Origin of the sequence: Domibacillus tundrae, assembly GCF_000970675.1 — a bacterium.
Taxonomy (GTDB): domain Bacteria; phylum Bacillota; class Bacilli; order Bacillales; family Domibacillaceae; genus Domibacillus; species Domibacillus tundrae.
On record NZ_LAJA01000003.1, the window covers coordinates 85,138 to 107,835 of the forward strand.

At 47.2% G+C, this 22,698-nt stretch carries 21 protein-coding genes; 5 read left to right on the plus strand and 16 right to left on the minus strand.

Annotation, left to right across the window (positions count from 1 at the left end):
- Nucleotides 1-6 precede the first annotated feature (6 nt).
- From VQ00_RS05300 to VQ00_RS05315, 4 genes are read right to left on the minus strand one after another with little or no spacing between them, the layout of a single operon-like run.
- Nucleotides 7-1,485, minus strand: coding sequence for an NCS1 family transporter (locus VQ00_RS05300; protein ID WP_046179105.1), 1,479 nt, complete (start codon nt 1,483-1,485; stop codon nt 7-9).
- Between the two features lie 26 nt (nt 1,486-1,511).
- Nucleotides 1,512-2,924, minus strand: a complete 1,413-nt coding sequence (hydA, locus tag VQ00_RS05305; RefSeq protein WP_046179106.1) for a dihydropyrimidinase — start codon at nt 2,922-2,924, stop codon at nt 1,512-1,514.
- A 19-nt stretch (nt 2,925-2,943) separates the two neighbouring features.
- Nucleotides 2,944-4,206, minus strand: coding sequence for an NAD-dependent dihydropyrimidine dehydrogenase subunit PreA (gene preA / locus VQ00_RS05310; RefSeq protein WP_046179107.1), 1,263 nt, complete (start codon nt 4,204-4,206; stop codon nt 2,944-2,946).
- Between the two features lie 15 nt (nt 4,207-4,221).
- A complete protein-coding gene (locus VQ00_RS05315) occupies nt 4,222-5,598 on the minus strand; it encodes an NAD(P)-dependent oxidoreductase (protein WP_046179133.1) in 1,377 nt (458 codons plus the stop codon).
- A 174-nt stretch (nt 5,599-5,772) separates the two neighbouring features.
- On the opposite strand from VQ00_RS05315, the gene VQ00_RS05320 reads away from it, so the two are divergent.
- Complete coding sequence (locus tag VQ00_RS05320; RefSeq protein WP_052728354.1) at nt 5,773-6,282, plus strand: hypothetical protein; 510 nt, start codon at nt 5,773-5,775, stop codon at nt 6,280-6,282.
- On the plus strand, nt 6,266-6,643 hold the full coding sequence (locus VQ00_RS05325; protein WP_046179108.1) for a hypothetical protein: 378 nt from the start codon (nt 6,266-6,268) through the stop codon (nt 6,641-6,643). The genes VQ00_RS05320 and VQ00_RS05325 overlap by 17 nt, the downstream gene beginning before the upstream one ends.
- A 121-nt stretch (nt 6,644-6,764) precedes the next feature.
- Here VQ00_RS05325 and VQ00_RS05330 read toward each other — a convergent pair whose 3' ends face one another.
- From VQ00_RS05330 to VQ00_RS05355, 6 genes are all read right to left on the minus strand, one after another.
- Entirely contained in the window at nt 6,765-7,991 is a 1,227-nt protein-coding gene (locus tag VQ00_RS05330; RefSeq protein ID WP_046179109.1) for a Zn-dependent hydrolase, read from the minus strand.
- Nucleotides 7,992-8,146: 155 nt separating this feature from the next.
- On the minus strand, nt 8,147-8,713 hold the full coding sequence (locus VQ00_RS05335; protein WP_046179110.1) for a nucleotidyltransferase family protein: 567 nt from the start codon (nt 8,711-8,713) through the stop codon (nt 8,147-8,149).
- Complete coding sequence (locus VQ00_RS05340; RefSeq protein WP_046179111.1) at nt 8,700-8,933, minus strand: hypothetical protein; 234 nt, start codon at nt 8,931-8,933, stop codon at nt 8,700-8,702. Before VQ00_RS05340 ends, VQ00_RS05335 begins: the two co-directional genes overlap by 14 nt.
- Before the next feature lie 71 nt (nt 8,934-9,004).
- Nucleotides 9,005-9,835, minus strand: a complete 831-nt coding sequence (dat, locus tag VQ00_RS05345) for a D-amino-acid transaminase (RefSeq protein WP_046179112.1) — start codon at nt 9,833-9,835, stop codon at nt 9,005-9,007.
- A gap of 38 nt (nt 9,836-9,873) precedes the next feature.
- Entirely contained in the window at nt 9,874-10,872 is a 999-nt protein-coding gene (locus VQ00_RS05350; protein WP_046179113.1) for a class I SAM-dependent methyltransferase, read from the minus strand.
- Between the two features lie 20 nt (nt 10,873-10,892).
- Nucleotides 10,893-12,188, minus strand: a complete 1,296-nt coding sequence (locus VQ00_RS05355) for an FAD-dependent oxidoreductase (RefSeq protein WP_046179114.1) — start codon at nt 12,186-12,188, stop codon at nt 10,893-10,895.
- Between the two features lie 112 nt (nt 12,189-12,300).
- Here VQ00_RS05355 and VQ00_RS05360 point away from each other — a divergent pair, with 112 nt between their 5' ends.
- Nucleotides 12,301-12,768: a GyrI-like domain-containing protein gene (locus VQ00_RS05360; protein WP_046179115.1), complete on the plus strand. Its 468-nt coding sequence runs from the start codon at nt 12,301-12,303 to the stop codon at nt 12,766-12,768.
- 345 nt (nt 12,769-13,113) lie between these two features.
- On the opposite strand, the gene VQ00_RS05365 is transcribed toward VQ00_RS05360, so the two are convergent.
- A complete protein-coding gene (locus VQ00_RS05365; RefSeq protein WP_216595825.1) occupies nt 13,114-13,920 on the minus strand; it encodes a ZIP family metal transporter in 807 nt (268 codons plus the stop codon).
- A gap of 174 nt (nt 13,921-14,094) precedes the next feature.
- On the opposite strand from VQ00_RS05365, the gene VQ00_RS05370 reads away from it, so the two are divergent.
- A complete protein-coding gene (locus VQ00_RS05370; protein WP_046179116.1) occupies nt 14,095-14,967 on the plus strand; it encodes a cation diffusion facilitator family transporter in 873 nt (290 codons plus the stop codon).
- A gap of 62 nt (nt 14,968-15,029) precedes the next feature.
- Here VQ00_RS05370 and VQ00_RS17990 read toward each other — a convergent pair whose 3' ends face one another.
- Nucleotides 15,030-15,287 carry a bh protein gene (locus tag VQ00_RS17990; protein ID WP_245618037.1) on the minus strand — a complete coding sequence of 86 codons (258 nt, stop codon included), beginning with the start codon at nt 15,285-15,287 and terminating at the stop codon, nt 15,030-15,032.
- 279 nt (nt 15,288-15,566) lie between these two features.
- On the opposite strand from VQ00_RS17990, the gene VQ00_RS05380 reads away from it, so the two are divergent.
- Nucleotides 15,567-16,346, plus strand: coding sequence for a Cof-type HAD-IIB family hydrolase (locus VQ00_RS05380; RefSeq protein WP_046179117.1), 780 nt, complete (start codon nt 15,567-15,569; stop codon nt 16,344-16,346).
- A 49-nt stretch (nt 16,347-16,395) separates the two neighbouring features.
- Here VQ00_RS05380 and VQ00_RS05385 read toward each other — a convergent pair whose 3' ends face one another.
- The 4 genes from VQ00_RS05385 to fdhF form a co-directional block, all read right to left on the minus strand.
- On the minus strand, nt 16,396-17,577 hold the full coding sequence (locus tag VQ00_RS05385) for a YeeE/YedE family protein (RefSeq protein WP_082091478.1): 1,182 nt from the start codon (nt 17,575-17,577) through the stop codon (nt 16,396-16,398).
- A gap of 213 nt (nt 17,578-17,790) precedes the next feature.
- The gene (locus VQ00_RS05390) at nt 17,791-19,056 is read right to left on the minus strand and encodes an L-lactate MFS transporter (protein WP_046179119.1); all 1,266 of its coding nucleotides are present in this window, start codon (nt 19,054-19,056) and stop codon (nt 17,791-17,793) included.
- Nucleotides 19,057-19,145: 89 nt separating this feature from the next.
- Nucleotides 19,146-19,628 carry a DUF1641 domain-containing protein gene (locus tag VQ00_RS05395; protein WP_052728359.1) on the minus strand — a complete coding sequence of 161 codons (483 nt, stop codon included), beginning with the start codon at nt 19,626-19,628 and terminating at the stop codon, nt 19,146-19,148.
- On the minus strand, nt 19,621-22,578 hold the full coding sequence (fdhF, locus tag VQ00_RS05400) for a formate dehydrogenase subunit alpha (protein ID WP_082091475.1): 2,958 nt from the start codon (nt 22,576-22,578) through the stop codon (nt 19,621-19,623). Before fdhF ends, VQ00_RS05395 begins: the two co-directional genes overlap by 8 nt.
- Nucleotides 22,579-22,698: the final 120 nt, after the last annotated feature.

Here is a 22,698-nt window from a genome sequence, read left to right on the forward strand (position 1 = left end):
CCCTTTTTACAGTTTTTCGCCTGCGGCAGCCGGAAGCTCTTCGGCAGCCGGTTCGCCTTCTAACGGAATGGTCCAGTCGCGCCCAATGGTCACACCGAGGAATTTGTCATCGCTTGGGTCTTCAAGCTCAGCCTGTGGGTATTTGTTAAACCACCAAAACTTCGCCAGTACATAATATGCTGCGGCTCCGACCGCAAAGCCGATAAAAAAGGAATATGTTGAAAATGTGACGGCGAGCGCACCGCCGATTACCCAGGAAATAATGCCAGCCCAGTTGACGCCGTAATGGTAACGGTACTGTCCATCCATTTCGTATAAATCTGGTACATTCACACGGCGTTTGCGGATTAAATAGTAATCAGCAAATAAAATGCCGACAATGGAGGCAAGTATACCGCCAACAACGAGCAAAAACGGCATGAGCACGTTGAACAAATTCCACGGCTGCGTCACCATACCGATAACACCTGCTGCCAGCACACCCACATAAAACGGCACTTTCGGCCCGCCAATGTTTGAAAATACCGTTGCTGCCGGAACAAGGTTAGCTGCTGTATTTGTCGACCACTGGGCAAACACGATCATAAGAAGCAACACAGCGAGGACAATGCCGCTCGATGTTTCCTGGAGCGCCGCCACCGGATCATAATTGCCAACTGCAATAAAAGAAACGCCGCCAATAGCGACCACAAACGTCTGTGTAAGCGGCATAGCAATCAAGCTGCCGACAAGCACACTTTTATTACGCTTCACCCAGCTCCGTTCAAACTGCGGCGCTTTAATAAAGCGTGAGATAGAGGCAATATCCGCTGCAAGAGTGGACCAATAACCCATGTTTCCAAGAATGACGACCATGAATGCGTTAAACAACAACCCGCCAGTCAGTGGATTTTCCACCCACGACCAGACGTTTTTATCGGCTGCGGCCGCTTGATCGGCCAATGTCACGTACATCCAAAGCGAAATTAAAATAATGACTGGCGCAGCTAAATCCGCGAATTTTTCAATCGACTTAATTCCGATAATCGTATTTGCGACCTGCACGGCGACAAAGGCAAGGAAGCAGACAAACCAGTTATCAAAGCCGAATAAAATATTTAAAATACCGTTAATGGCCATCGCGCCGAAATACGTGTTGATACCAAACCACATTGACGCTGCAATGCCGCGGATAGCGGATGGGATATGTGTCCCAACTGTCCCAAACGGTGCCCGCATATATACGGGGAATGACAATCCATGTTCGATGCCGATATCAGCAATAACCGAGATGAAAAGGCCGATCAACACACAGCCGATAAAGGACGCGGCGAGCACCCAGGAAAGCGGCATCTGTTCGACGGCTGCTCCCCCAATTGCAAAAGCAGCTAAAACAACCGCCATCCCGATCCACATTAACGCAAAACCAAAGGTGCCAATTTTACGGTCGCCATGAGCAATCGGCAATAAATCCGGAGACTTTAAATAACGGCTGGACTTTTTCACTTGTCATTCCTCCTCGTATTTAGTTGTTATTGAACACTGATCGCCTGGCGGGTCTGCGTGCTGTTGTAGCGGCTTCGTTTTATATACTGTCCACTGCCCGGCTTGCCGGTAAATCTCCGGTCCCGGATAACAAATTCACCGCGTGAAAGTACGGAGACCGGTTCGCCTGTCACTCTCACCCCTTCAAATGCGCTGTAATCAACATTCATATGATGCGTTTCGGCGGAAATGGTCCGTTCTTTGTCCGGATCAAAAATGACGATGTCTGCATCACTGCCGACGGCGATCGTTCCTTTTTGCGGAAACAAGCCGAATAACTTGGCTGAACGCGTTGACACGAGATCTACAAACTGGTGAATGGATATACGCCCTTTTTTCACACCTTCGGAAAATAACAGGCTGAACCGGTCTTCAATGATTGGCCCGCCGTTTGGAATTTTCGTAAAGTCGTCTTTTCCGAGGTCTTTTTGGCCGTTGAAATTAAACGAGCATTGATCGGAGCCGATCGTTTGCAGCTGTCCGTTTTTCAATGCATCCCATAAAACGTCCTGGTTCCATTTTTCGCGCAGCGGCGGGGACCAGACGTATTTTGCGCCTTCAAAATCCGGTTTTTCTAAATCGTTTTGATCCAAAAGCAAATATTGCGGGCACGTTTCACCCCATACTTGAAAACCCTTCTGGCGCGCTTCGGCAATTTTATGAGCCGCTTCCGCACAGGATACGTGAACGACGTACAGCTGTGAATTAGCGAGACCTGTAAGGGCGGCAGCGCGTCCGGTTGCTTCTCCTTCCACTTCCGGCGGCCGGGTCAGTGCGTGATAAATTGGATCGGTGTGGCCTTTTTGGAGCGCATCGGTGACGAGGTAATCAATGACGTCGCCGTTTTCCGCATGAACCATCACGAGGGCGCCGTGCTCTTTTGCCGTTAACAGTGTACGAAACAGCGTCGCATCGTCTGCCTGGAACACATTTTTATATGCCATAAACACTTTAAACGAGGTGATCCCCTCTTTTTCAATCACATTTGGAATCTCCTCCAGCACCGCGTCGTTCACTTCCCCAATCATTAAATGAAAGCCATAGTCAATGACTGCTTTGTTCTTTGACTTGTCGTGCCACGCATTTATCGCGTTTTGAAGCGGCTCTCCTTTATTCGTCAAGCAAAAGTCGATGACCGTTGTCGTGCCGCCAAACGCTGCTGCAATGGTGCCCGTTTCAAAATCGTCTGCGGTCACTGTGCCGCCAAATGGCATATCAAGGTGCGTGTGCGGGTCAATGCCGCCAGGGAAAAGATATGCGCCTTTCACATCAATCACTTCATCCGCCGCATCATCAAGATGAACACCGATTTTAGTAATTTTTCCATTTTCAATTAAAAGGTCCGCTTCATATTGATCCGCCGCTGTCACAATCACACCGTTTTTAATCATCTTTTTCATGTTGATCCGCTCCTTTTCATTAAGCGATTGGCTGTTTAATAGCTGCCTGGCGTTCGTTCCATGTCATCGGCGGGCCGTTTGGAATTTCAATCATGTCGATCGCACCATCCACCGGACAGACGATCGAGCAAAGGTTGCAGCCAACGCAGTCTTCCGTGCGTACCTGCAAGTATTTATTGCCATCCGGCGACGTCAGCATATCGATGCACTGATGCGCCGTGTCTTCACAGGCGATATGGCATTTGTTGCAGTTAATGCACGTATCTGTGTTAATATCGGCGACAATTTTATAATTTAAGTCAAGATTGCCCCAGTCTGAGTAGCGCGGCACGGTACGGCCAATTAACTCTTTAACGGACGCCAGCTGCTTGTCATCCAAATAGTTGTTTAAGCCGTCGATCATGTCTTCCACGATGCTGAATCCATGGTGCATCGCCGCTGTACAAACCTGCACGCTTCCGGCCCCCATTAAGATAAACTCAGCAGCATCTTTCCAATTGGAAATACCGCCAATACCTGAAATTGGGATATTAATTTCCGGGTTGCGCGCGCATTCCGCGACCATGTTTAACGCAATCGGCTTGACGGCTGGACCGCAGTAGCCGCCGTGCGCTCCTTTTCCGGCCACATGCGGCACCGTATTCCACGAATCAAGATCCACGCCGGCAAGACTGTTAATTGTATTAATCATACTGATCGCATCCGCGCCGCCCTGCACCGCTGCCCAGGCCGTTGCAGTAATATCGGTAATGTTCGGCGTCAGTTTCACAATCACCGGTGTATTGGCTGCTTCTTTTGCCCATCTTGTCTGTTTTTCCACAAGTTCCGGCACCTGTCCGGATGCTGCACCCATGCCGCGTTCTGCCATGCCGTGCGGGCAGCCAAAGTTTAATTCAAGCCCATCTACCCCGGCTGCCTCCACTTTTTTCACGATTTCATGCCACTTTTCCTGCTTTGGCTCCACCATAAGTGACGCGATCACCGCGTGATTCGGAAATCGTTTTTTCGTTTCATAAATTTCTTTTAAATTCACTTCAAGCGGACGATCCGTAATTAATTCAATGTTGTTAAATCCTGCTACCCGCTGGCCGTTAAAATGCATGGCCGCAAACCGGGAAGAGGTATTAATAACGGGATCGCCAAGCGTTTTCCAAACCGCTCCGCCCCATCCCGCTTCAAATGCCCGCTGCACTTGATAGCCGGAATTGGTTGGCGGTGCGGATGCGAGCCAAAATGGATTCGGCGCTTTAATTCCCGCAAAATTCACACGTAAATCTGCCATCGCCAATCTCCTCCTTTAAGATGTTTGCACCATGCCGAGACCGACAAGCTGCTTGTAGATAGAATACGCGGTCTGTTTTCCTTGCTCAGCCGCTGTCACAACCATGGCATCGCCTTGTCCGTCTCCAAAAATGACATCTCCCGCCGCATACACTTTTGCGTTTGATGTTTGATACGTGTTTAAGTCGACTTTGACCGTCCCCCATTTATGCGTTAAGCCAAATGCTTCAATCAATTTCACATAACGTGCCTGGCCAATTGCCCGAATGACAGCGTCTGCTTCAATGGTAAATTCCGATCCTTCGACTGGAATCGGCCGGCGGCGGCCGGATTCGTCCGCAGCTCCAAGCTCCATTTGAAGACACTTTACGCCTTTTACCGCCCCTTCTTCGTCTTGGATAATACCAATCGGCTGTGTCAGCCAGCGGAATTCCACGCCTTCCTGCTTCGCAAATTCATATTCAAATTCGTAGGCGGTCATTTCCGCTTCCGTCCGGCGATACAGCATTTTCACATCGGCGGCGCCCAGTCTTACTGAGCACGTCGCCGCGTCAATCGCCGTGTTGCCGGCACCAATCACAACCACCTTTTTGCCGGTCAAATGTGTATCCATCGGCGGCGTTTTCGTCGATTCCACAAATTCAATCGCATCATAAACACCTCTGGCTGTTTCTCCTTCAATGCCAAGCGGCGGAACACTCGCCATCCCAATCGCCAGTACAACAGCATCGTACGCTGTTAAAATTTCCTCCGGCCCAATGTCGCGGCCAACTATTGTATTCGTCCGGATCATGACGCCCAGGCTTTCCACCTGCTCCACTTCCCACATCGAAACACGCTGCGGAAGCCGAAATGAAACGATGCCATGTGTATCAAGGCCGCCTGCTTTATCTTTCGCTTCAAAAATCGTCACATCAAAGCCAAGCCGTGCCAGCTCACGCGCCGATGACAATCCCGCTGGTCCGCCGCCGATAATGGCGACCGATTTGCCATTTCTCGCTCCCGCTTTAAACAGCTGTGCATTGTTATGTATCGCCCAATTGGCTGCATGCCGCTGTAGATTGCCAATCATGATCGGCTGGGATGCGTCATTAAGGACGCACGCCCCTTCACACAACTCTTCTGTCGGACATACACGCGCGCAGCTTGCACCGACTGGGTTGGCGTCCATGATTACTTTGGCAGATCCTTTTAAATTTCCGGACGCGATTTTTTTAATAAACGATGGAATATTGATCGAAGTCGGACACGCTGTAATGCACGGTGCGTCATAGCAATACAAGCAGCGGTTTGCTTCATCCATCGCTTCCTTGGCGGTTAAATCCGGCTCCATTTCCAGAAAGTTTTTTGTCAGGTCTGTTAATGAAACAGAACGGTCTTTCATTCGATTCATATGCATCGTTCATTCCCCCTTGCATTTTTTATATCTATTGATTATTTATTGATTGCATCTTAAAATATTTATACAGCAAACAAAAATACTTAACATCATTTTTGGTATATTTTCTGACAAACGATATTCATTTGTTGTACGATGAAGAGACTAACAACGGGAGAAGTGACAGGCGTGAAAAAAAATGAATTGGAACAGAGAATAACCGAATATGAGATGGAACTGGAGCAGCTGCGCGGCCAGCTGGCCGTTGTCGCTGAACAGGAAGAAACGCGTAAACAGTTTTTGTCGTCCAAAGAAATCATTGAGCTTATCCGGCATCACACCGGCCGTGAACTAAATATGTCAACGATTAAACGATGGGCGGATGAAGGATATCTTGGTGAGGTGATCGATGAAAAGCAGGCATTCCCGGCCCTTCGCACAAAACAGGGGAAAAAACGGTTTTTATACCCGAAAAAAGAGGTATACAGCTTTTTATATGAAAAAGGCTACTTGGTACCGGCTTTTGATGTGCTCGATCAAGTTTGGCTTGAAACGGAGCGTGCAATGGTAATGGATGCGGCGCTCCAAAAAGGCGAGTTTCACTATACAATACAGATGGAAACGTCATTCAAGGTGAAAAAAGGAGTAAAAGAATCGCAATTGGTGAAAGGAGACGCGGGAAATGAAAGCGAAAATTAACATTCAAAATACGTTGGATAACCAGGAAAAAGCCCGTCTCATCCGAAATGAAAACCGCAGCAGCGGCTATCCAGTTACGATTTCTTTTTCTGAAGATGCAGCGGAAATCTGTTTCGAAGGCGACTTGATCCGGATTCCGGACAGCGTTCCATTTGACATTATTGCCGTAGTAGACGGCCAAAGCAAAATGCGTGATGGCGGTTATGACATTCAGCCGGCTGACAAAGGAAAAACGGTCAATCTTCACCTGGACGCCGGCCTCGTTGCCGAACTGAACGACATTCGCCAGCACGTCATGAGTAAAACACAGCACGATATTATTTTGGAAATCTTTAAAAAAGGGCTCGATCACTTTAAATAATCGGGCCTTTTTTGGTGCGATCTCATTTATTTGCGTGCGACTTTGTTCGTTTCGTGCGATTTTCGCGGCTTCTCGTGCGACACCTGCCCGATTGGTGCGAAAACCTTGGCTTCTGGTGCGATTATGTGAGCGAAAGCACTGTTTCAAGCAGCAAGTTTACGCCTTTTTCACAGTCTTCCCATAACGTCAATTCGTCTTCATCATGGCTTTTTCCATTCACACTCGGCACAAAAATCATAGCGGACGGAACGTAGGAGGCAATAAACTGTGCATCATGCCCTGCTCCGCTTACCATTCGCTTCTGGGAATAGCCAAGTGAAACCGCTGCCCGTTCAAACGCGTCACAAAGCGCCGGCTCAAACCAGACCGTGTCGCGTTCCCATAGCTTTTTCGCCGATACGTCACATTCAGCTTTTTGCGATGAAGCCGTCATGCCATGAATGACTTTTTCCACTTCGCTGATCACATCAGCCGACGTATGGCGCGCTTCCAGCGAAAAAATCACTTTATTCGGAATCACGGTATGAATATTCGGCAGCACATTGACTCGGCCAATCGTATACACAAGATCATCATCGATCACCGAAAGCTTCTCTCGTGCTTCTTTCATTAAATCCATCGCCGCAAACAGCGCGTCGTTTCGCATTGACATTGGCGTCGTGCCGGCGTGATCGGATTCACCGGTTACCTCGATCTCATAGCACACCATACCAAGCACACATTCTACGACACCAATTGCCAGCTGTTCTTTTTCTAAAATGGGGCCTTGCTCAATATGTAACTCTAAAAACGCCGATGCTTCTTTTAGCCTATTTTCAATCGATCCCGCATAACCGATTGATCGCAGCGCTTCATGAAACGTCACGCCCTCCACATCTTTTTTCGCAAGCATCGTTTCTTTGTCGAATTTCCCAGACAAGACCCCGGATGCCATCATCGACGGTTCAAACCGCGCCCCTTCTTCATTCGTCACGTTCATGACAACAACTGGTATGGGAGGTGTGACATTGTTTTCAACGAGTGTACGTATCACTTCAAGTCCTGCGGCTACACCAAGCACTCCATCAAAACGCCCGCCTTTTTTCACCGAATCTAAATGCGAACCCATGACAACCGGAGGCCTTTTTTCACGTCCGGCAAGCATCGCGTACATGTTGCCCATGTCATCCACGTTTACATCCAGACCAATGTCTTCGCAGCACGAACGGAAATAATCACGCGCCAGCCGGTCTTCTTCCGAAAGAGCCAGGCGCGTTACACCATTTCGCTCCGTTCTCCCAAAGTCGGCAAAGGCCTCCAGTGATTCCTGCAAACGCGCTCTATTAATTTTTAATTTTTGATCATTCATATTGCTAATCCCCTTTTAATATTTTTCAAATAAAAGCAATTAATAAAATATATTTAGTATTATTGCACACACTTTAAAAATTGACCAGTCTATTTTCTGAAAATTCAATTTTTAAACAACAAAAAAACACCCGCCCAATTCACGGACAAGTGTACTCACGTAAAAGTGTTCAGCCAATTTTCTAACAAAGAAAGAGTTCCATCCGTCGTGGCTGTTTCTTGCATATATTTCAAATCAAGGTGGTCAAAGTGAAGCAAAAACATCCTTCTTCCCCACTCACAATCGGAGGTCGATTTCCAGTGTACACAGGCACGCATACGATCTAAAATAATATCCTCTATCCCTATTACATAAATATTTTTTCCTTCTCCAATATTCATCTTGATGACACGCTCAAGATCCGCATCTTCTAAAATGTCATTCGGAATTTCAATACTAATCAATAACCGAGGATGGTACCAATGTTTTCCGTTCACTAAAAAACCCAGCTGCTCAAGAATATTCCCAGCTGTTTTCCTGTCGCTAATGATTACATCAATATCAACAGTCGTATAATCACTCCGTGTGTAAATTTCTACAGCAAGCCCGCCTACTACCGTTGGCTGAATGCGGTAAGGCTCTAGAAGTTCTGTTAAAAGAGCAGTCGTTTCAATCATTTTTTCAAAGGAAGAACAATCTTCAAGAGAATCGAGTCGCTGGCGTGCTTTTTCAATCGAGCTCATAGTACCATTCCCGCTTGCTTAAATATTTGATTTTCCCAGCTGCCTCAGCCTTTTTCCAGCGCTCTATGCATAACTGATCGAGCACAGCCGCTTCATTCGGATCTCTTGGGCGCCGCTTAATTAAACGCTCCTGGCCGCGGTCTTTCAAAATCTGTTGGTCCACCGCCGGACGCCGATCAGCAATACGTTTCGTTACGTCTGTCAAATTCATTTCACGCATGCAGGCACCTCCGCGCTTTTTCTTTCATTATACACAAGAACACCCATCCCCTTCACAGGACAGGTGCTTCCTCATACACGTTTCATAAAGGCTTCGTAAATTTTAGTGGTCACGGCTCCCGGCTTGCTGTCGCCGATTGCACGATCATCGGCTGATGTAACTGGTACGATTTCGATTCCAGTGCTTGTTAAAAAGGCTTCATCCGCTTCGAAAATAAAGTCAGGTGCGAATTCTTTTTCTTCAACGGGAATGTCAAGTTCCGCCGCAATGGAGAGCACGGCGATGCGGGTGATCCCATGCAAAATGTGTTTCGTTGCCGGCGGCGTGATCAGCTTTCCGTCTTTCACAAGGAAAATATTTGAGCTTGATCCTTCCGTGACGATGCCATCGCGGACGAGCACCGCTTCAAACGCGCCAGCTTCGAAAGCTTCTTGCTTTGCAAGCAAATTCGGCAAAAGATTCAACGTTTTAATCCAGCAATTTTGCCACCGTTCATCCGGCAGCAGCTTCACTTTCGCTCCATTTTCGCGCAGCGTTTCATCCATCGCCCGAAAAGGCTTCACAGTCATGGAAATAGATGCCGGGACGTTCGGAAACAAATGATTGCGCGGAGCAATACCTCGGGTCGCCTGCATATACACATCACAATCGGATAAGCCGCTGCGCCCGATTAAATTATCCACAACCGCGATAATTTCTTCACGCGTCTGGCCGAGATTCAGCTTGATCGCTTCCGCACTCTTAAAAAAGCGGTCCATGTGCTCATCCATCATAAACGCACGCCCGTTATAAATGCGAATGTACTCATAGACGCCATCCCCGAACTGGTGCCCGCGCTCGTCAATCGGCAGCACCGGATCGCTTGAACTGATCACTTTTCCATTTAAATAGCCAATTGCCATCTTATCCGCCTCGCTTCAGTTGTTTACCTCCATTATACTCATTTTTTTGCAAAACTCATACAGTACCAGCTTCCTTCGCGGACAACCGTTTTAACGGACTTTAGCTTGAAGCCTGCCGCCGCCGCATCGTGAATGAGTTCCTCTTTGCGCGGCAACGGATATAAATTCTCATGCGCCTCCATAAAAGAATTAAAGGCTGCCGAAAAGCGCCGGCCGCCTTTTTCCAAGTAAAGAGGCGTAATGACAATGACCGTCCCTTTTTTACTGACTAGTTCCGCAACGCGCATGAATAAATCTTCCCGTGCATCCGGTGAATAATAATGAAGAAGATTGTTCATCATGACAACGTCAAACAATCCATTCGGTACATCCCATGTATTTATGTCTGCATAATAAAATTTCACTTTTTCATCTAAACTTTGTCTTACTGTGTTTTCACGTGCTTCATCGATGCAATCCTTACTGATGTCTACACCGACAAAAGTGCCCTGATGCATTTTTTTCGCCAGCTTCATTAAATAACCGCCTGTTCCACAGCCGATGTCGAGTACCCAGTTCGCCTTTTGTGCATCAATCTCCGCTGCCACGTGCCCGAATGCTCTTTTTTCAATTAAGGCGGATGTCGCTGCAACCGTTTTACCGAAATCATCTCCGTTAAAGCTCTCTTTTCGATTTGATTCGATCATCTCCGGATAATTCATAAGCGCCGGCATATGCATTTCAAATAATTCCTTTACTAGCTCGCCAACCGTATCATCGCTTTTTTGCGAGAAAAATCTAAGCATTTTTTTCGATGGAACGAGCTTGTCCCCCTCTTTTTTTAAATGGCCAAGGACAACACCTGTGTCCGCCCAAGAGCGAAGCAGGTTTTCTTCGTATCCATATTCATCAACGAGTGACTCAATTGTCGCCCCTCGGGAAATTTTTTCAAATAAATCAAGCCGGTAGCCGACATACGCCTGCCACGTTGGCAAAAACGGCTCATTTTTTTTCATCCAATTACGGGCTTCCCACATTTTCCGGTATTCTGCAATCATTCCTTTTCCTCCTTCATTGTCTACGGATGATCATCATATTCCGTATATTGATGCTCCGTGCCTTTCACTTTCGGCAAAATACCGCCGGGCAAAAGCCCGATTTGCACAAATCTGTCAAGCAGTGTATCTTTCCACATGCCAAGCCCCGAAATATTCAGCATATGTTTATAGTGAAGTGCCGGAACGCATTCAATTCGCTTCAGTATGTGTGACCTCACATTCGGCCATGGCCCCTGCCAATACGAATACGCCAGGGCCGATAAATTCGAGAGCGAAGACAAAAATTCTGCCCGTGGCTTACGCACCCGCTCATATCGCTTTAATTGTGCGACATCAAGATTGCCGGTTTCATACATAGAGCTCAGCAGCTCTCCAAGTGTATACGCATCTTGAATGGCTAAATTCATGCCTTCCCCCGCCATCGGATGAACGGTATGCACCGCATCACCCATGAGCGCGCAGTTGCCGCTTATGTAACGGTCCGCATTATGACGCGTGGGCACCATCAGTTGAATATCTTTCCATGTTGTGATGTTTTGCACGTACCCGTCAAGCTCCGGCTTCAAACGAGTATAGCATCTGTAAAACGATCCAAGTCCCTCATTCTTCATTTCCTTGTATTCCTCTTTTTTAATAAGCAGGACAGTACGCACCTGTAAATCTGGCAATGGAAACAAGCCAAGAAAATAATGCCCGCGCACAATCATTTCTCCTTCTGTCAAATTCGAGGGACGGGGAAACGTAACCGTTAAAAAATAATGATTGTACTCTGTTTCTGTTAATTCAATGCCGATGCTTTTACGGATTGGTGACACCCGTCCTTCCGCTCCGATATGAAAGTCGGCCGCAATCTCGATTTCACCCCGCTCTTTATGCATAACAACCGCCGTTTTTTTTATATCACCCGGCTCACGAAATTCAGTAAATTTCGCCGGATTTAAAAAGTGAAAAGACGGATGCTGCTCCGCATGGTTTCGGATGATTTCTTTCAGCTTTTCATGAGGCACCATGAGCGCTTCATTAAATGGGTGATCGATCACGTTGTAATGATATTGAATTTTTTTCATCACGCGGCTGCCGTCATACTCGGTAATCGACGTTGTATGAATCGGAAAACCGGCTGTCCGAACGGCTTCATAAATGCCAAGACGGTTCATCATGTCTAAGCTTTTTGGCTGAAGTAATTCTCCTTTATATTTAATGGACGGCTTTGCATCTTTTTCAGCCACGACTACATCAATGCCATTGCGTGCCAGCATCAGCCCAAGCATGAGACCGGAAATACCGCCGCCTGAGATAAACACATTTGTTTTCACAAGGAGTCCTCCCTGTATAACTTTTGTTTATGCTTTTTACAATCACTATTCCCTGTTCAACCGGTGTGAAAACACGTAAAAGCGGGAAAAGAAGAGAAAAGGAGCTGAGAGCATGAATCCGAAACTCGTAGACGTTCGTGCCGTTACAGTTGTTGGGTATGAAATGAGCGGAACAGAAGAAGAAATTGCAGCACTGCGCCCTGAATGGAAAGAGCGTTTTTTAGAGGCAGCCAGCCAGATTTCGGAACAGACCGACGGCAATCTTATGGATATTTGCCTCAAGCGGGCCGGCCAGCTTTATACGCACTGTATTGCCATGGAAGTAAACCATATCGATATTATTCCCGCTGGCATGTCAAGCTTGACGATTCCGGCAGGCTCATATGCACTGCTTGAATTTCACGGCGAAGCGGAAGAAGTGAAATATGGTTTTCGGTCGATTTTGACGTGGGCTCGCGATCATAAAGTAAGGCTCGATGCAAACGAATTTCGGATTCATGTAACAGTAAGTGACAGACATCATGATTTGTATTGGCGTCTGGCCGATAAGCGCAGCGAAGCAATAGAAGAAGCAGTGTGAAAAATATGTGAGAATTTCTATCATAAAAAATGACAAGCCAAATTCATTCTTTCATAATAAAAGAACCTACAGGTATGAACTTGAACGGATAAGGGAGGAACAACCAGTGATGGATGAGCACGTGGAACGAAAACCTTCTATTTATTTACCTGGCTTGAGCCTTATTTTCTTTTATCAGCTGCAAACCGTTTATATGGCACAAAAAACAGCCTCAATTGTGCATTGAGGCTGTTTTTTGTTTTTCTATACTGTCAGCGCGGCAGCAGGACGCTGCGCTCTTGGGCCCACATGATGTGGGTCACAAAGGCGTTGCAGCAGGACGCTGCGCTCTTAGCCTTTAATCCTTTACCCGAGCGCAACATCAAGTACCATCATAAGTGCAAAACCGACCATGACTCCCATCGTGGCAAGGTCCGTATTACGGGATGACTGTGATTCGGGAATGAGTTCTTCGACCACAACGAAAATCATCGCACCTGCCGCAAACGCGAGAGCATATGGCAAAATTGGCTGAATAAACAGCACGGCAGCCGCTCCGATTACAGCAGCGATCGGTTCGACAATTGCAGACATTTGCCCGTAGTTGAATGCTTTTGTCCGCGACATTCCTTCTCCACGAAGCGGTACTGACACCGCTGCACCTTCCGGCATATTTTGAATACCAATTCCAAATGCAAGCGCCAGGGCCGCCGCTACTGTTGCCCCATTCATATCCAGCGCCGCCGCACCAAATGCGACTCCAATCGCCAGCCCTTCCGGAATATTATGAAGCGTAATCGCTAAAAATAAGAGCGTTGTTTTTTTAAGCTGCGTGGAAGGACCTTCTCCTTTTGTCCGTCCGACGTGCACGTGTGGTACAACGACGTCAAGCAGGCGCAAAAAGACGCCGCCAAGCAAAAAGCCGATGACCGGCGGCAGCCAGGCAATCTGCCCATTTTCTTCACTAAATTCAATCGCCGGTGCCAACAGTGACCAAAACGAAGCAGCAATCATGACACCTGCCGCAAATCCCATCACCATTTTCATGACCGATTCTTTTATGTCGCGAAAGAAAAATACCACTGCTGCACCAAGTGCTGTCATTCCCCAGCTGATCAGGCCACCAATCAGGGCTTGCAGTGCAGGGTGCAGACTGCTAAATGTACTCATCATGTCTAACATCTCCCTTTCTCTACTCGGTTATTTTGCGCCTGTCTGGCTTTTTTGTCAAAAAGAACAATTGTAGCGCCCAGGCAACTTGTTAAGGCAACGGCAATCATGTTGCCATAGACCCACCCGAATGCGGACTGGTATAGTAAAAACATTAACTTTTTGGAGGAAATATAGGTGGAAACAGCATACGAAGATTTAAAAAAGGGAGAACGCGGCGCATGGATCAGCATTATCGCCTACCTGTTCCTTTCCACATTAAAACTGACCGTTGGCTGGATCGGCGCGTCACAAGCACTAAAAGCTGACGGATTAAATAATTCAACCGACATTATCGCGTCGATCGCGATTCTCATCGGCTTAAAGATTGCCCGCAAGCCGCCGGACGAAAACCATCGCTACGGGCATTTTCGCGCGGAGACGGTCGCCTCTCTTCTAGCGGCTTTTATTATGGCATCTGTCGGGATTCAGGTACTCATCTCAGCTGGAACTTCTCTCTTTCAGGCAGACCATGAAGTCCCTGACATGTTCACAGCCTGGACCGCACTAGCTGCTGCGTTCATCATGTACGGTGTGTATATGTACAATGCGCGTCTCGCGAAAAAAATTAAAAGCCCATCCATTATGGCGGCGGCTCAAGACAACCGTTCCGACGCCTTAGTCAGTATCGGAGCGTTTATCGGGATTATCGGAGCACGGTTTGGCCTGGACTGGCTTGATACGCTGACGGCGTTTGTTGTCGGTCTCATTATTTTAAAAACGGCCTGGTCTATTTTCGCCGAAGCGTCACTCACCTTAACGGATGCGTTTGACCTCGGCAAGCTGAAAGGCATGCAAATAACGGTGGAAAAAGTGCCGGGTGTCCGCGGCGTGCCAAGTATTAAAGCCCGCTCACACGGCAACGTCACCTTTGTAGATGTCGTTCTGCTGGTGGACCCTGATTTAAATGTCATCGAAAGCCACGACATTACCGAATATGTAGAAGAAGCATTGCTGCAGGAACACGACATCCATATTACCCACATTCATATCGAACCAAACGGCCACTGAAAAGTGCGCCGTTTTTTTCACAAAAAAAAGTGGCTGCCTTTTAAAAAAGCATACCGCTTACACTAGGAAAGTTTTGATTGTTTTAATACTTTTCTTGTTTCATTAACGTATTTTATAAGTCTGTACGGCTTGCTGATGACCCGCAGCGGCATACCGGAAATAAACTTGCTTAAATCCTGCTTGTATTCCTGAGTTATTCGTGACGGTTTTGTTGAAATTCGGTCATATACTTCTTCATACAATTCTTTTTTAGCATTAATTTTCACACCGGTCAATCGGTGGCATTCTTCGCATTCAATACTTTGAATTTTATTGTTCACGTACACACCCGGTGAATGGCTTCATCGTGACAACGCGTGCAATAAAGGCCGGCTTCCATTTCGGAAATTTTCATTCAGCCCACTCCCTCATACCTATTTCCGTGCTTCCTCTTTATTATATGCCAATCAGCTGGTCTACAGACATCCCCCGCCTGCTTATCGGCTTTCTTAAAAGCTTTTCGCCCGAAGAGTGCGCATCTTCCAAATCATTGATTCATTTGTTCAATAAGCTGGCATTTGCTAGTATATAAAGGGAAATAAAACGTGAAGGAGATTTTTATGAGTCAAAAAATCATTTTTTTCGATATTGACGGCACATTGTACGATCATGATAAACAGCTGCCTGATTCAACTCGTCAGGCCATTCGTGACCTTCAGGAACGAGGACATGAAGTGGCGATCGCAACAGGCCGCGCACCGTTTATGTTTAAGGACTTACGCGCGGAGCTTGGCATTGAAACATTTGTCAGCTATAACGGGCAATATGTCGTATTTAAAGGCGAACCTCTGTATCAAAATCCACTTAATAAAGAAGCGCTGCTCCGCTTAACCGATATTGCGGTTGAGCACAATCATCCGGTCGTTTTTATGGATCATGAGGACATGAAAGCAAATACACCGGACCACGAGCATGTAACGGCCGGGATTAATTCATTAAAAATTAATTACTTCCCGGAACATGACCCGACGTACCATGAAGGGCGCGATTTATATCAATCCTTATTGTTTTGCCAGGACCCGGAAGACAAAGAATACGAAAAGCAGTTTCCGGAATTTGATTTTGTCCGCTGGCACCCTTTTTCTGTCGATATTGTCCCAGCGGGCGGCTCTAAAGCAAAAGGAATTCAGAAAATTATCGATCAGCTTGGCATTTCACCTGAAAATATTTACGCGTTTGGAGACGGCTTAAATGATGTGGAAATGCTGAAGACTGTGGCCAACAGCGTGGCAATGGGCGACGGGCATGAAGATGCTAAAAATGCCGCCAAGCATGTGACAACGAATGTACATGAAGACGGCATTTTAAATGGCTTAAAAATGGTCGGCTTGCTCGATTAAAACGAAAAAAGGGAGCCTCAATCGATATTGAGACTCCCTTTTTTGTTTTTTAGCAGACGGAATCGGTCGATTTCGGGTTTTTCAAGCCGAACAGCGGCCGGATCCATAACGCCAAGAACGTTCCGAGCATCGCCATGATCATCCATACCCAGCCGTGCAGGCTGAAAGAGGCAATACCGCCAAAATAAGCACCGATGTTGCACCCAAAAGCCAAGCGGGCGCCGTAACCCATCATTAATCCGCCGACAATGGCTGCACCAGCGACGCCAGGCTTAATTTTGCCCGGCTTAAATGTGCCTTGAAACGCCGCGGAAATAAAGGCGCCGAGAATGATGCCGAAATTCATCACACTTGTAGAATCGGCCAGCACCGATTGTGTCAGTGCTTCGCCGGCAGGTCCTGAAAAATAACCCCAAGTAGACACATCAATCCCAACAGCGGTCAATGCTTTACCGCCCCATAGCGCAAATGCGGACGTAATGCCCCAAGGGTTCCCGCGCACTGTCAATGTGAGGGCATTCAGCAATGCAAGAACAATCGCTGCTGCAAAAAGCGGCCAAGAACCGCGAATGACTTTTCTCCAGCCAACTGTGGTCGGAAGCGGCTTCATCATTGGAGGATTTTTCTTTTTCGCAATTTGAATCGTGATCCAATAGATGAGAGCAAAGAGAGCAAGCTGCAGCACCCATGCCCCAAAATAACCAAGCCCCGTTGATTCAGCCAATGAAATTGGCGGAAGGGACGGTGTGTCTTCCATCCAAAACGTAAAATGATACGCTCCGAGCAAAGAGCCGGCAATGAACGCAATCAGCGTCAAAATCATAGACGATGAACCGCCGCCTATTGAATAAAGTGTACCGGATGCACAGCCATTTCCAAGCTGCATGCCAATCCCAAAAATAAACGCTCCAAAAATGACGCTGACCCCCACCGGCGAAACATATCCAACAGGCGTGACGCCCGTAAAACTAAATCCTGTACTTAAAATAATCGCAAAAAGCGTCGTCGCTACCGCGAGCATAAGCATATGCGCCTGCAGTCCCTGTACATTTCCGACAGACATAAGCCGGCGGAATGCGGATGTAAAACCAAAACGCGCGTACAAAAGCGTCATGCCGAGCGCAAGACCAATGATATATAAAACACCCTGTGTCCAGTTTGTTGTACTGACAATCGCAATAAACAGCACCAAAGCAGCTATAATACCTGCTGCGACCAATGGTTTTTGCATTGGACTTAGTTCTGCAACAACCGTTGTCCGCTTATACGGAACGTTGTCGGATGACGTGATAACATGTTGTGCCAACAAAAAAACCTTCCTTTCTGATTGAATTAATCAACTTTAAAAATGATAGTCATTTTCAAGTTGAAAGTAAAGTATTTTGCTTGGCTTTTGTCTGTCCACAAAAAAACCCGCTGACATGTATCAGCGAGTCTTTGGGAGTTATGCTTTCCTCATCTTCCCGGCGGTCAGTTCATTCGCCTCCCGTACTTTACGGATGTTCACACGGACAAGCATTGAGATGACAAGCGCCACAACGAAGGCGGCGGTAAAGATATACAGCGTAAGCGAGTAGCTGTTCGTCGCTTCTCGAATATTAGAGGCAACGATCGGACCTACAAGACCGGCTGCGGCCCAGGCCGTTAAAATATAGCCGTGGATCGCACCGAGCTGCTTCGTTCCGAACAAGTCGCCAATGTACGCGGGAATTGACGCAAATCCGCCTCCGTAGCAGGATAAAATGATAAAAACCGTAATTTGAAATAAAATGGCATTTGTTAAATTCGGCAAAAGCATAAACGCAACGATTTGAATAATAAAGAAAGCCGTGTATACATTCGGGCGTCCGATATAGTCAGAAATCGATGCCCAGCCGATTCGGCCAAAGCCGTTAAATAAGCCCATAATCCCAACCATTGTCGCAGCGGCGGCAGCTGATAATCCGGCAATATCCTGTGCCATTGGTGAGGCAACGGAAATAATGGCAATGCCGCATGTCACGTTAATAAATAACATAGACCAAAGCGCCCAAAACCGGACTGTTTTGACCGCTTCATTCGCTGTCAGTTCAGACAAATCGGCTTTCTTCGTTTCTTTCCCACCGTGACCTTCCTTCATCCCGGCCGGCAGCCAGCCTTTTGGCGGCGGTGCAAGGTATAAAGAAGACAGAATCATGACAAAAAAGTAAACGGTGCCAAGCAAATAAAACGTATTACTGATGCCAATGCTGTTAATTAAGCGGGCAATGATCGGACTCGCAATCAATGAAGCGAAGCCAAAGCCCATGATCGCAAGACCTGTGGCGAGCCCGCGCCGGTCCGGAAACCATTTGACAAGTGATGATACCGGTGTAATATAGCCGATCCCAAGACCGATGCCGCCCATTGCCCCGTAGAAGAAATAAAGCAAATACAGGGAACCAATGCTGTTCGCAAAACCTGCACCAATTAAGCCGATTCCGAAAAAGATCGAGGCAATGATGCCCGCTTTTCTTGGACCATGCTTTTCCACAAAATGCCCCATAAATGCGGCGGATAAGCCGAGAAAAAAAATAGCGATACTAAATGTTAATGAAATTTCTGTTAATCCCCATCCATGGTCTTCATTGAGTGGATTTGTAAATACGCTCCATGAATAAACAGACCCGATCGATAAGTGAATACCTACGGCTGATGCCGCGATGAGCCACCGATTTTTGACTTTTCCCATCAGCTATACCCCTTTCATTTTTAAACGATCTAACTGATCATTGTGGGGATCTGACCGATAAAATTCTTTTATCGGTCAGATCCCCCGCTTTACTGGTCAGGTTTCTTCGCCATATATGCCATACCTGCCAGCGACGCCCCCGCTGCGGCGATTAACCAGCCTTTAGATGACATTGCATTCCCTTTTATCAATTGAACGGCAGATGATTCCGCCCGGCTGATTTTCGCTGCGATCGAAATGACGCCGTTTAATTTGTGCATTAGTGGACCCAGCCCGGAAACATTCAATTTTCCAAGTGTACCAAGCATCAGCAGCCCATTTTTCAAAATCGAGGCTGCTTCCGGCTTGTCCACCGCTTTAACAAGTACATCTAGCACACGATCGCCTTCACTGAACAAGCTGGCGGCCATTTCTAAGCCGCCCCGCTTGTTTATTTCTCCTAACATATGAAGAAACTCTTTCAGTGTATCTTTATGTTCGACAAGAAGTGTTTTAATTTCTTCTAAATCACGAAGATGCTGTTCCTCTTCACTCAACTGCAGCCGATCGATCGTTGTTATCGCTTTAGCCACGCTGACCCGCCCCTTTCTTTACAAGATCGCCAGGGAAAATGTAGTCAGGACGCGCCCATTTTTTCTCGACCTGTACGCCGATCTGCGGCTGCGGATCACCGTTACGAGAGTTAATACGCGGCAGTGGACTTTCGCCTTTTGCTTTTAAAATTTCCATTTTGGCGCTGATTTCTTTGTATGCCGGTGTATCCGTATCTTTATCGGCATGGCTGCTCGTCAAATAATTGATCGCACCCTCATCCGAGTCATTCATCGGCAAGTATACTTCTTTTCCTTTCACCCGGTCCGTGACAAGGCATGGCACTTTGACACTTCCATATGGTGACGTCAGCCGTACAACAGTGCCGTCCTCTAAGCCGCGCTCTGCCGCAAGCTCCGGCGAGACTTCCAAAAAGACACTTGGTGTTTTGGAAGTAATACCTTTTGATTTGTATGTCATGTTGCCTTCATGGAAATGCTCGAGCAAACGTCCGTTGTTTACGTGAAGATCATATTCTTCCTCGTATTCTAGCGGCTTTGTCCATTCGACCGGGAATAGGCGCGCTTTGCCGTCCGGGAACGGGAATTCATCCAAGAACAGAAGCGGTGAATCCGTACCATCCGGAGCAACCGGCCATTGCAAGCTATTATAGCCTTCTAAACGGTCGTACGTAACACCGGCGTACAATGGCATCAAGCTGGCCGCTTCTGCCATAATCTCGCCGGGATGACTGTATGTCCAGCCGGCACCAAGACGGTTGGCGACTTCCATAATAATCTGCCAATCGGGTTTTGAATCACCAAGCGGCTCAAACACTTGATACAAACGTTGAATGCGGCGCTCTGTATTTGTAAATGTTCCTTCTTTTTCAAACGACGGGGAAGCCGGCAGTACCACATCGGCAAATTGAGCTGTTTTTGATAAGAAAATATCCTGAACCACAAAGAAATCAAGTTTTTCAAAAGCAGCCTGAACATAGTTTAAGTTCGAATCAACTAAGCCCATATCTTCGCCTTTTAAGTACATCACTTTCACGTCTCCCGCATGAATGCCGGATACCATTTCGTGGTTGTTTAAGCCTGGTTCCGCCGGAATTTTCCCACCCCAGCTCTTTTCATATTTAGCCCGTACCGCATCATCCGCCACTTTTTCATAGCCTGGGAACCGATCCGGCATGCTGCCAAAATCACTCGCACCCTGTACGTTGTTATGGCCACGAAGCGGATAACTGCCCGCCCCCGGTTTCCCGTAGTTGCCGGTAACCAGCAGCAGGTTGGAGATGGCTGTACTCGTATCACTGCCGCCTAAATGCTGTGTGACACCCATTGCCCAGAGAACACACGTAGTCGGTGATTCGTGTACCGCTTCTGCCACGCGAATCATCGTTGCTTTCGGCAGCCCGGTGACTTGCTCAGCATAATCCAGCGTGTACTTTTGGAGACTTTTCGCGTAATCATCGACGCCATTCACGCGGCTCGCTAAAAATTGCTCGTCTGCCCACCCTTGGTCGATGATGTATTTTGTGACTGCTGACAGCCAGACAAGGTCGGTTCCAGATTTTGGCTGAATAAACAAATCAGCGCGGTCCGCCATTTCATGCTTTCGCAAATCAGACACGATCAGTTTTTGGCCATTTAATTTATGCGACCGTTTTACTCTTGTCGCTAGTACCGGATGGGACTCCGATGTATTTGATCCGACTACAATAATCAGTCCTGCCTGTTCAATATCCGTAATCGAGCCGGAATCACCGCCATAGCCGACTGTGCGGAATAAGCCTACCGTCGCCGGTGTCTGGCAATAACGCGAGCAGTTATCGACATTATTCGTGCCGATCACGCCGCGGGCGAGTTTTTGCATTAAATAGGATTCTTCATTTGTACATTTTGACGAAGAAATAAAGGCCATTGAATCCGGTCCATATGTGTCTTTCGCCTCTTTGAATTTCCCCTCAATCAACGCGAGCGCTTCTTCCCATTCCGCTTCACGGAAAGAATCGCCTTCCCGGATAAGCGGCTTCGTCAGGCGCTCTTCGCTGTTGACGAAATCCCAGCCGAACTTGCCTTTTATGCACGTGGAAATGCCGTTTGCCGGTGCTTCCATTTGCGGTTCGACTTTTAAAATTTTCCGGTCTTTCGTCCAAACGTCAAAGCTGCAGCCGACGCCGCAATATGTGCAGACTGTTTTTGTTTTCTTAATGCGCGATTCCCGCATGGCTGCTTCCACATCTGAAATGGCTAAAATCGAACTGTAACCGGTTTCAATATTTTTGGTCAGTTCAATCATTGGCCGAAGCGTCGGTTTCTTAATTCCTGTTAAAAAGCCTGCTTCGCCTTCCATGCCTTTTTCCATCATCGCGTTACATGGGCAGACTGTTGAGCAATGGCCGCATGATACGCATGAAGATTCATTAATTGGTGAATGCTTGTCCCAAATGACGCGAGGACGTTTTAAGCTCCAGTCAATCGACAGTGTTTCTGTTACTTGCACGTCCTGGCACGCTTCGACGCAGCGTCCGCATAAAATACACTGGTCCGGATCATACCGGTAAAACGGATTCGAATTGTCAATTTCATGAGGCTTCGGTGTAAACGGCTCGCTCTGATGCTCAATTTTCATTTGTTTGACCGTGTTATGTACTTCACAGCGGCCATTATTGTAATCACACACCGTACAATACAGCTCATGATTGTATAAAATCCGGTCCATCGCAATGTCCTGCGCCTGCTTTACATCCGGTGACGCAGCATCAATGACATCCCCATCTTGAATCGTCGTTGAGCACGACCGGACAAATTCCCCGTTTACCTGTACGATACATGTGTCGCACGTTTCAATTGCTCCAAGCGCCGGATGATAGCACACGCTTGGAATATCAATCGCCTGCTCCTTCAACGCCTGCATAACTGACACGCCGCCAGGAATGCTCATGCTGTGCCCATTCACTTTAATCCCCACGTATTCCGTCAACGCAAAAACCCCTTTCTTGTTCGGATAAAAAGTCGAATATTCACACTTTAGCAAATATCTTTTCACATTACCCTTTTCCTTCTTTTAGGAAACAAAAAAGGACAGCATTTAAAAAGCTTA